Genomic DNA, 11,592 nt, shown 5'->3' with positions numbered 1-11,592 from the left:
TCCGGGGCTGCGATGTCCCGGAAACGACGATGGCCGAACCGCTGCTGATCGAACACGCCGGCCCCGCGCTGCGCCTGCGCATGAACCGGCCGCACCTGCACAATGCGTTCGATCCGGCGCTGATCGCCGCGCTCACCGCCGCGCTGCGGGCCGCCTGCGACGACACCGCGGTCCGGGTGGTGGTCCTGGAGGGCGAAGGCCCTTCCTTTTCCGCCGGCGCGGACCTGCAATGGATGCGTGGCATGGCCGCGGCCAGCGAGGACGAGAACCGTGCCGACGCCCTCGCCCTGGCCCGCCTCATGCGCACCCTGGACGAACTGCCGCGGCCGACCATCGCCCGCGTGCACGGGCCGGCCTTCGGTGGCGGCGTCGGCCTCGTGGCCTGCTGCGACATCGCCATCGGCACGCCGCAGGCGCGCTTCGGCCTGACCGAGAGCCGGCTCGGGCTGCTGCCGGCGGTGATCTCGCCCTACGTGATCGATGCGATCGGCCCGCGCCAGGCCCGCCGCTGGTTCGCCACCGCCGAGACCTTCGATGCCACCACCGCCCTGCAGGTCGGCCTGCTGCACCAGGTCGTGGACGCCGCGGCGCTGGACGCGGCGGTGGCCGCGCAGGTGGACCTGCTGTGCCGGGCCGCCCCCCATGCCACGGCGCTGGCCAAGGTGCTGGTGCGCGACGCGGCCGGCCGCGACGACGCGCCCGCCCGCGACCGCGCGAATGCCGACCTGATCGCGCGCCTGCGGGTGTCGCCGGAAGGCCAGGAAGGCATCGGTGCGTTCCTCGAAAAACGTCCGCCGGCCTGGGCGGCACGGGGCTAGTCCGATGCTCGACCACGTGGGGGTCACCGTCGCCGACTTCGCCCGCAGCCTGGCGTTCTACCGCCTCGCCCTGGCGCCGCTGGGCATCGATGTCGCGATGGAGGTCGATTCCTCGCTGACCGGCGGCAGCGCGCACGCCGGCTTCGGCAGCGAAGGCAAGCCGTTCTTCTGGATCGGCGACGGCGGAGCGGTCGCCGCGGGCGTGCACGTGGCGTTCCTGGCGCGCTCGCGCGCGGCCGTCGATGCCTTCCACCGGGCCGCCCTGGCCGCCGGCGGCGTCGACAACGGCGCGCCCGGCCTGCGCCCGCATTACCACCCCAACTACTACGGCGCCTTCGTCCGCGACCCGGACGGACACAACGTCGAAGCCGTGTGCCACCACCCCGAATAGGCCGACCGCAGGACCCCATGTTCGAGAAGATCCTGATCGCCAACCGCGGCGAAATCGCCTGCCGCGTGATCCGCACCTGCCGCCGGCTGGGCATCGCCAGCGTGGCGGTCTACTCCGAGGCCGACGCCGCCGCCCTGCATGTGCGCCTGGCCGACGAGGCGTACTGCATCGGCGGCCCGGCCCCGGCCGACAGCTACCTGCGCGGCGACGCGGTGATCCAGGCCGCGCTCGACAGTGGCGCCCAGGCGATCCATCCCGGCTACGGCTTCCTGTCGGAGAACGCCGCGTTCGCCGAGGCGGTCGCGGCCGCCGGCCTGGTGTTCATCGGGCCCGGCGCCGGCTCGATGCGGCGCATGGGCAGCAAGGCCGGCGCCAAGCAGCTGATGGCGCAAGCCGGCGTGCCGGTGGTGCCCGGCTACAACGGCGAGGACCAGGCGCTGGCGACGCTGTCGCGCGAAGCCGCACGCACCGGTTTCCCGCTGATGGTCAAGGCCGCCCACGGCGGCGGTGGCAAGGGCATGCGCGTGGTCCACCGGCTGGAGGACTTCGTGCCGGCGCTGGAGAGCTGCCAGCGCGAGGCGCTCGGCGCCTTCGGCCGCGACCGCGTTCTGCTGGAACGCTACGTGTCCTCGCCGCGCCACATCGAGATCCAGGTGTTCGGCGACACCCATGGCAACGTGATCCACCTCAACGAGCGCGAATGCTCGGCGCAGCGCCGCTACCAGAAGGTGCTGGAGGAGTCGCCCTCCCCGTTCCTGACCCCGCAGCTGCGCCAGGCCATGGGCGAGGCGGCGGTGCTGGCCGCGCGGGCGATCGACTACGTCAACGCCGGCACGGTCGAGTTCATCGTCGATCCGGACGGCGCGTTCTACTTCATGGAGATCAACACCCGCCTGCAGGTCGAGCATCCGGTCACCGAGATGGTCACCGGCCTGGACCTGGTCGAGTGGCAGCTGCGCGTGGCCGCCGGCGAACCGCTGCCGCTGGCCCAGGCGCAGGTGCCGCAGCAGGGCCATGCGATCGAGGTGCGGCTGTACGCGGAGGATCCCGAATCCGGCTTCCTGCCGGCCTCCGGCACGCTGCGCGCGCTGCAGCTGCCGCCGCCTTCGGCGCACGTGCGCATCGACGCGGGCGTGGAGGCCGGCGACACGGTGACGGTGTTCTACGACCCCATGATCGCCAAGCTCATCGTCCACGACGCCGACCGCGCGCATGCGCTGGCCCGCCTGCGCGGCGCGCTGGCGCAGTGCCATGTCGCCGGCACCAAGACCAACCTCGGCTTCCTCGAGGCGCTGGCGCGCCATCCGGCGGTGGTCGAGGCGCGGATCGATACCGGCTACCTGGATCGCCACCTGGACGAGTTCACCAAACCCGGCGAACCGCCTGCGCGCAGCCTGCTCGCCGCGGCCGCGACCGCGTTCCTGCTTCGGCAGCAGGCGGAGGAGCGCCGGCGGGCCGCCGCGGCCGAACCCCATTCGCCGTGGGCGCGGGCCGATGGCTGGCGCCTGCATGGCCGTGCCCCGCGGCGCTTGCGCCTGCAGGCCGGCGGCCAGGTCCACGCCCTGCTGGCCACCGGCCAGGATGGCGACTGGACGCTCGAGGTCGATGGCAGCCGTTTCGCGATCTCCGGCGCGCGCCTGGCCGACGGCGTGATGGACTTGCGTATCGACGGTCAGGGACGCCGGGTCCCGGCGTTCTTCGACGGCGACACGGTCGAGCTGCACGATGGCCGCCGGCGGTTGCCGGTGCACTGGCTGCCGGCCGAGCGCGGCGAAGGGGGCGACGAGTCCAGCGGCGACGGCCGGGTGCTGGCGCCCATGCCCGGGCGCGTGGTACTGGTGAAGGCCACCGCCGGCCAGGCCGTGGCCGCGGGGGCCGAACTGCTGGTGATGGAGGCGATGAAGATGGAGCTGACGGTGCGGGCGCCGCGCGAAGGCATCGTCGCCGAGCTTCGCGCCGTGGCCGGCGATTTCGTCGAAGCCGACACGGTGCTCGCCCGGGTGGCGGCGGAGTAACCGATGCAGCCGCACGCTTCCGCCGCCGGCGATTTCGTCCGCATCGTCGAGGTCGGCCCACGCGATGGCCTCCAGAACGAGTCGGCGATGGTCGCCACCGCCGACAAGATCGAGCTGGTGGACCGGCTGTCGGCGACCGGCCTGCGCAGCATCGAGGCGACCAGCTTCGTCAGCCCGCGATGGGTACCGCAGCTGGCCGACGCGGCCGAGGTGATGGCCGGCATCCACCGCCTTCCCGGCGTCTCCTATCCGGTCCTGGTGCCGAACGAACAGGGCTACGAGCGTGCCCGCGCCGCCGGCGCCGACGAAGTCGCGGTGTTCACCGCCGCCTCGGAAGCGTTCAACCGGCGCAACATCAACGCCTCGATCGACGAATCGATCGAGCGATTCGCGCCGGTGCTGGCCCGCGCCCGCGAGGACGGGGTGCGGGTGCGCGGCTACGTCTCCACCGTGCTCGGCTGTCCCTACCAGGGCGAGGTGCCGGTGGCCGAGGTGGTGCGCGTGGCGCGGCGCCTGCATGCGCTCGGCTGCTACGAGATCTCGCTGGGCGACACCATCGGCGTCGGCACCCCGCACCAGGCACGGGAGATGCTGCTGGCGGTGGCGACCGAAGTGCCGATGCCGGCGCTGGCCGTGCACTTCCACGACACCTATGGGCAGGCCCTGGCCAACGTGGCCGCCTGCGTCGAGGCCGGGGTGCGGGTGGCCGATTCGGCCGTGGCCGGCACCGGTGGCTGCCCGTATGCCAAGGGGGCCAGCGGCAATGTTGCCAGCGAGGACCTGGTGTATATGCTGCGCGGCATGGGCATCGAGACCGGCATCGACCTGGAGGCACTGGCCGACACCGGCCGCTGGCTGGCGTCGCGGCTGGGCCGGTCGACCGGCAGCAAGGTCGGACGGGCGCTGGCGGCCGCATGAACGCCGCCGGCCAGGCCGTCTCCGCGTCCGCGCCGCAGGCGGACCCGGAGGCGGTTTTGGCCGAACTGGAGCAGGCCCTGCGCGACCGCGCCCTGCCCGCCGGCACGCGCCTGCTCCTGCAGCAGGCCTGCGACGCCCTGCACCACGCGCTGGCCGAAGGCGAATCGGCGCGGCTGCGCTACCACGCCCTGTTCGACGCGGTCCCCGACCCGGTCAGCATCCTCAGCGAAACCGGGATCGTGCTGGACCTCAACAAGGCCGGCATCCGCGCCTACCACCGGCCGCGCGATGAGATCGTCGGCCAGCCGATCGAGACGCTCAACCCGGACCTGCCGCCGGACCACCTCAAGCCGGTCTGGGAAACGCTCAACCGCGGCGAGACCTACGTCATCGAGGTCACCAACATGCGCGGCGACGGCAGCCGCTTCCCGGTCGAGGTGCATTCGGCCGGGTTCGAGCACGCCGGCCGGCGCTGCATCGTCGCGGTGGCGCGCGACCTCAGCGGCCGCTGGCAGGCCGAATCGCGCTATCGCCTGCTGATGGAATCGATCGACAAGGGCGTGCTGCTGCTGGACCGGCAGTTCAACCTGCTGTCGGCCAATCCGGCCGCGCACCGCATCCTCGGTGCGGGCCTGGAAGCCGACATGCGCTCGCACACCCGCGAGTGGACCATCCTGGACGAACACGGGCGCGTGCTGCCGGAAGACCAGTGGCCGGCGCAGCGCTCGCTGCGCACCGGCCAGATCATCCCCAGCACCACCATCGGCCTGCACCACCTGGCCAGCGACCGCATGGTCTGGATCTCGGCGACCACGGTGCCGGTGTTCTCCTCCGGCCGCGACGAGGCCGACCACGTGTTCGTGCTGTTCAGCGACATCACCGAACTCAAGCGCGACAGCACCCTGTTCGACCGCGCCCAGTCGCTGGCGCACATCGGCGGCTGGGAATGGGACCGCGGCCGCCAGCGCCTGTACCTCACCGGCGAGGCACTGCGCATCGTCGACCTGGAGCCGTTCCACCACGGCATGGAAGACCTGCTGGCGCGCCTGCGCACCGGCGACCGGATCCGGCTGGAAGGCGCGCTGGAACGCGCCTTCGGCCTGCGCGACGGTTTCGACCTGGAGCTGCAGGGCCAGCGCGGCGACGGCCACTCGTTCTGGGTCCGCATGATCGGCGAGGTCGAGCCCGGCAACCATGTCTCGCCACGCGTGGCCGGCACCCTGCAGGACATCACCGAGCGCAAACAGGCCGAGGAAACGCTGCGCATCCAGGCGCGGACCGACCCGCTCACCGGCATCCTCAACCGCGACGCGATCCTGGGCGAGCTGGACGCTCGCCTGCGAGAACCGGCCCAGGCCGAGGTCGCCGTGCTGTACATCGACCTGGACCGGTTCAAGACCGTCAACGACGTGCTCGGCCACGGCGCCGGCGACGAGCTGCTGGTGCGCACCGGCCAGCGCATCGCCCATGCGATCGGTACCGAAGGCCTGCTGGCGCGCTTCGGCGGCGACGAGTTCCTCGTGCTGTGCGACGGTGCCGAACCGGGCCAGGCGCCGCGCCTGGCCGATGCCATCCTGCAGGCGCTGTCGCGGCCGTTCCTGTTCGGCGACGACGAGTTCACCATCGGCGCCAGCATCGGTATTGCCTATGCGCCGGCCGACGGCAGCCGACCGCAGCAGCTGATCCAGAACGCCGACATCGCCATGTACGACTGCAAGCGCCGCAGCCGAAACGACTGGCAGGTGTTCACCCCCGACCTGGCGCGCAAGCAGCAGGACCGGCTGCAGATCGAGACGCAGCTGCGCCGCGCGCTCGACAACGCCGAGTTCCGCCTGGTCTACCAGCCGCAGGTGGACCTGCGCCATGGCCGCATCGTCGCCGCCGAGGCGCTGATCCGTTGGCAGAGCCACCAGCTGGGCGAGCTGCGCCCGGACCTGTTCATCAGCCACGCCGAGACCACCGGCGACATCGTCGGCATCGGCGACTGGGTGCTGCGCGAGGCCTGCCGCCAGGTCTGCGAATGGCGCGAGCAGGGCCTGGGCATCGTCCGCGTGGCGATCAACGTCTCCTACCGCCAGTTCGTCGCCGAGGACCTGGCGGTCAAGGTCGCCGAGACCCTGCGCGAGTTCGCCCTGCCCGGCTCGGCGCTGGAGCTCGAGTTCACCGAACGGGTGCTGATCGAGGACGCGCCGGCCACGCTGCGCACCTTCGCCGAGCTGCGCAGGATGGGCGTGGTCCTGACCATCGACGATTTCGGCGAGGGCTACAGCGCGCTGAACTACCTGCGCCGGCTGCCGATCCACGGACTCAAGCTCAGCCAGCTGTTCGTCGAGGGCGTCCCGGAGAACCGGTCCGACGTGGCGGTGTGCGAAGCGGTCACCGCGATCGCGCGCAGCCTGGGCCTGGGCCTGGTCGCCGAAGGCGTGGAGCTGGAATCGCAACGCCGCTTCCTGCTCGAGCTGGGCGTGCCGGTCGGCCAGGGCTTCCTGTTCGCCCCGGGCCTGCCGCCGGACGAACTGGCCCGGCGGCTGGCGGCAGCCGGCGGCCGCTGACGCAGGCGCACCGACCGTGGGCTCGATCACCCGCCTGGCCGACCGGTCGCCGCGCCTGCAGCGCCGGGACGACCGCGGCGCCGTCATCGCCAGCGCCTACGGCTTCACCGTCGGTGGACGCACCGTGGCCTGGCAGGCCGTGCACGAGATATGGGGTTGCCCGGACGCAGACGGCGGGGCGTCGCTCGAGTTCGTGGCCGCCGGGGAACGGATGGCGGTGGGCGAGCGGCAGCCGGGCTTCGCCCTGCTCGAGGCGGCGGCTCGCGCCGTGTTCCCGTCCGTGGCGGCTGGCGCGGATCGATCGCGCAGGCGGCCTGCGCGGGCGCCCGCACGCTGCTGTTCCGGCGAACCTGAGCACAGGGCCCGGGCCGCCCGTCAGCGTGCCGGCCCGCCGAGCCGCGAATCCCAGCTCTCGGTGTCGCCCTGCTGCACCCGGCGTTCGAACAGCTTCCGCCACGACGGCACCAGCGGCAGCGCCAGTGCGCCCTGCAGTTCGTCGCGGTCCAGCGTGCGCCGGTACAACAGCTCGGACAGGCGCGGCAGCGGCCAGTCCGGATGCGGGCGGTCGACCACGGCCAGCGTGTCGCCGGCCTGCACGGTCCCGGTTTCGAGGACGCGGTAGTACCAGCCGCTGCGGCCGCTGTCCTGCACGCGCCGGGCCATGTCGGCGATGCCGAAACGGTCGGACAGCTTCCAGCACGGCTGCCGCGCCTGCGACACCTCCACCAGCGCCGACCCCAGGCGCAGGCGGTCGCCCAGGCATATATCGGCCTCGGTGATGCCGGCCGTGCTGATGTTCTCGCCGAACGCGCCGGCCGCCTGCAGCAGCGCATGCGCACCGACCTCGCCTTGCCAGCTCGCGTAGTGGTCGCGCGGATAGTGGTGGATGGCCTTGTCCGGCCCGCCATGCACGCGGCGGTCGCCCTGCTCGTCGCCGGCCAACCCCTCGGGGCCGATCCGGACCGGCCCTTCGACCGCCCGCTTGTCGATCGCGCTGCGACTGCCCGGCCGGGTGTAGTCCACCGCCCGTCCGGTCAACACCGCGTCGATGATGGCCGACGGGCGCGTGGTCATTGTCCGCGCGCCGCGCCTGCCCGTTCTCAGGCCGCCGCCGGCAGCGCGGCGATCTCGGCCTTGAGCAGTTCGCCGAGGATCTTCACCCCGGCGTCGATCTTCTCGCCCGGCACGGTGACGAACGACAGGCGCAAGGTGTTCTTCTTCGGATCGACCGCGTAGAACGGCGCGCCCGGCACGAAGGCCACGTTGCGCTCGATCGCCTTGGCCAGCAGCGCGCCGCTGTCCACGCCCTCGGGCAGGTCCACCCAGATGAACATGCCGCCGTCCGGGCGGTTCCAGGTGACCTGCTTGGGGAATTCGCGCTCCAGCGCGGCGAGCATGCGTTCGCACTGCTGCCCGTAGAGCGTGCGGATCGAGGGGATGTGCGCGTCGAGGAAGCCATCCTGCACCGCCTCGTAGACGATGCGCTGCGAGAAGGACGGCGTATGCAGGTCCGCGGCCTGCTTGGCCTGGACCATCTTGCCGAACACCGGCTCCGGCGCCACGACATAGCCCAGGCGCAGGCCCGGGGCCAGCACCTTGGAGAACGAGCCCATGTAGATCACCCCGTCGGGATTCATCGACAGCAGGCTCGGCAGCGCCTCGCCGCCGTAGGACAGCTCCCCGTACGGATCATCCTCGACCAGCGGCACGCCGGTGGCGCTGGCCAGCGCCACCAGCGCCTTGCGCCGTTCCAGCGGCATGCGCCGGCCGGTCGGGTTCTGGAAGTTGGGCAGGCAGTACAGGAACCGCGCGCCGGCCAGCTGCTCGGCGTCGAGGCCGTCGGTGACGATGCCCTGCTCGTCGCTGGGCAGCGAGGCGAACTGCGGGGCGAACAGCGAGAACGCCTGCAGCGCGCCGAGGTAGCTCGGGGTTTCGACCAGGACCTTGCTGCCCTCGTCGATCAGCACCTTGCCCAGCAGGTCCAGGCCCTGCTGCGAACCGGTGGTGATCAACACCCGCGAGGCCGGCACGACGGCGCCGCCATGGCTCAGGCGCGCGGCGATCCATTCGCGCAGGGGGGTGAAGCCCTCGGTCGGCCCGTACTGCAGCGCAGCTTGCGGAGCGTCGCGCAGGACCTTTTCGGTCGCCTCGCGCATGCGCTCGACCGGGAAGGTGGCCGGGGACGGCAGGCCGCCGGCGAAGGAAATGACTTCGGGACGCTCGGTGACCTTGAGGATCTCGCGGATGGCCGAACTCGTGAGCGCCTGGGCACGGCGCGACAGGGTGTATTGGGTCGTCATGGCCGGCATTGTAGCGGGTCGGCCACGACCCGGTCCCGGGCACGCCCGAGGCCGGCGCGCCACGGGAACTTCACGCCTTTGCCACGATCCCTTAAGGCGCTGGCGGAATAATCGCGGGACGGGGCGGCGCCCCGCCGTAGAACCAGGAGGCCCCATGTCCTTTCGCCAGTTTCCAGCCACCGGCAACGATGGCAACGCCTACATCATCCTCGAGTTCCACGACGAGCACGGCGGCCCGGACGGCAAGCCGTCGTTGCGCTACGAACTGGCCGACGGCCAGCGCCTGCAGCGCAAGGACGACCGCTTCGCCAACGCCGACAGTACGCTGGTGCTGACCGCCGATTGAGGGGTCTGCCGCGCGCGGGCGACCGATGTCGCCGCACGGGGTGCACCCCGCCGCTGCGGTGCCGCCGGACGGGTTCCGGCGGCGGGCAGCCGGGCGAGCCCGGCTCTACGGTCAGGGGCGCTCGAGCACCCGGCCGACGCCGCTGCTGTCGATCGCCTCGGCCGCCCGGCGTAGCGCATCGAGGTCGGCCCCGTCGTCGAAGCCGATGCGGAAATGCACTTCTCCGGACGGCGTGCGCGAGGAATGGATCGAGGACAGGCTGATGCCCTGGGCCTCGAACACGTGCAGCAGCGCACGCAGCGAGCCGGCGCGGTCCTGCGGCAGATGGACGCTCAGCCGGCGCGTCTCGGTGAGGTCGGCCAGCAGGTAGCCGACCCGCTCGAAGGTGTAGCTGCCCTCGGCGACCGCTTCGTCGCCCCAGCAGTCGCGGTTGCCGGCGAGGTAGTGCGAGCGGAACTCCGCGCGCGCGGCCTCGTCGCCGCGCGAGACCAGGGTGCGCAGGCGGGTGATCTCCGCGCCCAGGCGTTCGAGCATCTCGCCCGTATGCGGGTTGCCGAACTGGATGTCCTCGTAGATCTCCGGATTGAGCGACAGGATCCGCGCGATGACCGCGGCGTCCATCTCGAACCCGATCGAGCGGTAGGGCATCAGCGCCGCCGGTCCGCCGAGGCTGTCGGCGAAACTGCGCAGCACGCCGGCCTGGCCCAGGTGCGCGGCGTGCACCATCGCCTGCACCAGCGCCATCACCCGGTCGTGGTGCGCCGGGGAGGTGCGCACGTACTCGCCCTGCAGCGCTTCCATCAGCGTGCGCAGCCATGGCCGCCACGCATCCAGGCGCGCCTCGCAGACCACCACGACGCGGCCCTTGAGCGTGGGCGTCTTCAGCGGTGCGGTCATCGGGTGCAGGCCGACCACCTCGGCCTGCGATTCCAGCATCGCCGCCACCGGCGCCTGCTTGAGCGAGGTGATGTCGAGCCACAACCGGCCGCGTTCGCGCCCGGCGCTCATCTGCGCGTATCGGCTGATCAGCGCAGGCGTCTGCCGGATCGGTGCGGCGAACACCAACACGTCCGCCTCTTCGATCAGGCGCGCGGGCGGGTCGCTGCCGGCGTCGGCCGGGTCGTGGCCGAGCACGCCCAGGCCCATGCGCTGTTCGAAGAAGCGCCGCAGCCATACGCCATAGGCCCCGGCGCTGCCGACGATGCCGATCACCGGCTGGTCCACCTGGCGGTCGCCCTGCCTGTTCAAACCGGCACCGCCTGGAAACGCACCACATCGGCCAGCGCGGCGGCCGGGGCGGCCAGTACGTCGAGTTCCTCCCAGCCATTGGCCAGGGTCGACTCCAGCGCCGCGTGGACGCCGGCCAGCGCGCGTTCGGCTGCACGCTGCGGCGGCTCGCCGCGCAGGAGGAAGGTGGCCAGCAGGGCGGCGAGCACGTCGCCGGTACCGGCGACGTCGACGTCCAGTCGCGGTGAACGGATGCGCCAGGCCGCATCGCGGCCGACCAGCAGGGTCACCAGGTCGCCGCCCTCGCCGGCCACGCTGTGCGCCAGCACCCACTCCGGTCCGCGCTCCAGCAGCGCGCGCGCGGCCACGAGCGCGTCGGCCTCCTGCAACGCCGCCCGGCCCGTGAGGCGCCCGAGTTCGAAGGCGTTGGGCGTGACCATCCACGCCAGCGGCAGCAGGCGTTCGGCGAACACCGTTTCCAGCCCCGGCTCGACATAGGCGCCGGTATGGGTGTCGCCGATCACCGGGTCCAGCAGGTAGCGCGGCGCGGTGCCGGCATCGCGGTGCGCCTCGAGCCATCCGGCGAACGCCTCGCCGTTGGCGACGCTGCCGAAGTAGCCCGACAGCAGCATCGACGCGCGCCGGCTCACGCCGCGCTCGTCCAGCCCGCGCAGCAGGTCGGCCAGCCACTCGGCCGGCAGCACCTTGCCGCGCAGGGTCGCGTAGAAGGGAGTGTTGCTCAGCAGCGTGGTGGGCACGCCGGCCACGCGCACGCCGAGCATGCGCAGCACGGGAATGGCCGCGCTGTTGCCGGCATGGCCGTAGGCCAGTTGCGACTGCACCGACACCAGGTCCACCGGCGCCGGCAGCGGAGGCCGGTTGCCTCGTTCGTGGACCAGGTGGCTTTCCAGCGCGTCGCTCATCGATCGGCCATGGATGCGGGGCCACGCATGCTAGCGCGTGGCACCGCCGGTCGCGCGCAGCGTTTCAGCTGCAACGGATATAGGCCGATTCCCGCGGATTTT

10 protein-coding genes are annotated in these 11,592 nt (G+C 72.2%); 6 read left to right on the top strand and 4 right to left on the bottom strand.

The features are described 5' to 3' along the window. Window positions 1-29 precede the first annotated feature (29 nt). Genes CSC66_RS00110 through CSC66_RS00090 form a run of 5 tightly spaced genes read left to right on the top strand, consistent with a single transcriptional unit; the run spans window position 30 to window position 6,694 of the window. Window positions 30-818, top strand: a complete 789-nt coding sequence (locus CSC66_RS00110) for an enoyl-CoA hydratase-related protein (protein WP_162375264.1) — start codon at window positions 30-32, stop codon at window positions 816-818. A gap of 4 nt (window positions 819-822) precedes the next feature. Then, window positions 823-1,209, top strand: coding sequence for a VOC family protein (locus CSC66_RS00105; protein ID WP_162375263.1), 387 nt, complete (start codon window positions 823-825; stop codon window positions 1,207-1,209). Between the two features lie 17 nt (window positions 1,210-1,226). Then, entirely contained in the window at window positions 1,227-3,224 is a 1,998-nt protein-coding gene (locus CSC66_RS00100; protein ID WP_162375262.1) for an acetyl/propionyl/methylcrotonyl-CoA carboxylase subunit alpha, read from the top strand. Window positions 3,225-3,227: 3 nt separating this feature from the next. Beyond that, a complete protein-coding gene (locus CSC66_RS00095) occupies window positions 3,228-4,142 on the top strand; it encodes a hydroxymethylglutaryl-CoA lyase (RefSeq protein WP_162375261.1) in 915 nt (304 codons plus the stop codon). Beyond that, window positions 4,139-6,694 (top strand): sensor domain-containing protein, encoded by a 2,556-nt coding sequence (locus CSC66_RS00090; RefSeq protein WP_162375260.1) that lies wholly within the window; start codon window positions 4,139-4,141, stop codon window positions 6,692-6,694. The genes CSC66_RS00095 and CSC66_RS00090 overlap by 4 nt, the downstream gene beginning before the upstream one ends. 375 nt (window positions 6,695-7,069) lie before the next feature. On the opposite strand, the gene CSC66_RS00085 is transcribed toward CSC66_RS00090, so the two are convergent. Further along, entirely contained in the window at window positions 7,070-7,768 is a 699-nt protein-coding gene (locus CSC66_RS00085; RefSeq protein WP_162375259.1) for an MOSC domain-containing protein, read from the bottom strand. Window positions 7,769-7,794: 26 nt separating this feature from the next. Next, entirely contained in the window at window positions 7,795-8,994 is a 1,200-nt protein-coding gene (locus tag CSC66_RS00080) for an aminotransferase-like domain-containing protein (protein ID WP_379655884.1), read from the bottom strand. Window positions 8,995-9,148: 154 nt separating this feature from the next. On the opposite strand from CSC66_RS00080, the gene CSC66_RS00075 reads away from it, so the two are divergent. After that, window positions 9,149-9,340, top strand: coding sequence for a hypothetical protein (locus CSC66_RS00075; protein ID WP_162375257.1), 192 nt, complete (start codon window positions 9,149-9,151; stop codon window positions 9,338-9,340). A 111-nt stretch (window positions 9,341-9,451) separates the two neighbouring features. Here CSC66_RS00075 and CSC66_RS00070 read toward each other — a convergent pair whose 3' ends face one another. Then, the gene (locus tag CSC66_RS00070) at window positions 9,452-10,588 is read right to left on the bottom strand and encodes a prephenate dehydrogenase (RefSeq protein WP_238394179.1); all 1,137 of its coding nucleotides are present in this window, start codon (window positions 10,586-10,588) and stop codon (window positions 9,452-9,454) included. Continuing rightward, a complete protein-coding gene (gene pdxY, locus CSC66_RS00065) occupies window positions 10,585-11,490 on the bottom strand; it encodes a pyridoxal kinase (RefSeq protein WP_162375256.1) in 906 nt (301 codons plus the stop codon). Before pdxY ends, CSC66_RS00070 begins: the two co-directional genes overlap by 4 nt. Window positions 11,491-11,592 lie beyond the last annotated feature (102 nt).

This window comes from Pseudoxanthomonas kaohsiungensis (genome assembly GCF_010211765.1).
GTDB classification, from domain to species: domain Bacteria; phylum Pseudomonadota; class Gammaproteobacteria; order Xanthomonadales; family Xanthomonadaceae; genus Pseudoxanthomonas; species Pseudoxanthomonas kaohsiungensis.
Note: the sequence above shows the minus strand (reverse complement) of the source record. Positions and strands in the feature narration are given on the sequence as shown.

What these genes read in the sequence shown, in the direction of transcription:
- CSC66_RS00110 (WP_162375264.1), top strand. Translation starts at nt 30, where the DNA reads ATGGCCGAACCGCTGCTGATCGAACACGCCGGCCCCGCGCTGCGCCTG.
- CSC66_RS00105 (WP_162375263.1), top strand. Translation starts at nt 823, where the DNA reads ATGCTCGACCACGTGGGGGTCACCGTCGCCGACTTCGCCCGCAGCCTG.
- CSC66_RS00100 (WP_162375262.1), top strand. Translation starts at nt 1,227, where the DNA reads ATGTTCGAGAAGATCCTGATCGCCAACCGCGGCGAAATCGCCTGCCGC.
- CSC66_RS00095 (WP_162375261.1), top strand. Translation starts at nt 3,228, where the DNA reads ATGCAGCCGCACGCTTCCGCCGCCGGCGATTTCGTCCGCATCGTCGAG.
- CSC66_RS00090 (WP_162375260.1), top strand. Translation starts at nt 4,139, where the DNA reads ATGAACGCCGCCGGCCAGGCCGTCTCCGCGTCCGCGCCGCAGGCGGAC.
- CSC66_RS00085 (WP_162375259.1), bottom strand. Translation starts at nt 7,768, where the DNA reads ATGACCACGCGCCCGTCGGCCATCATCGACGCGGTGTTGACCGGACGG.
- CSC66_RS00080 (WP_379655884.1), bottom strand. Translation starts at nt 8,994, where the DNA reads ATGACGACCCAATACACCCTGTCGCGCCGTGCCCAGGCGCTCACGAGT.
- CSC66_RS00075 (WP_162375257.1), top strand. Translation starts at nt 9,149, where the DNA reads ATGTCCTTTCGCCAGTTTCCAGCCACCGGCAACGATGGCAACGCCTAC.
- pdxY (WP_162375256.1), bottom strand. Translation starts at nt 11,490, where the DNA reads ATGAGCGACGCGCTGGAAAGCCACCTGGTCCACGAACGAGGCAACCGG.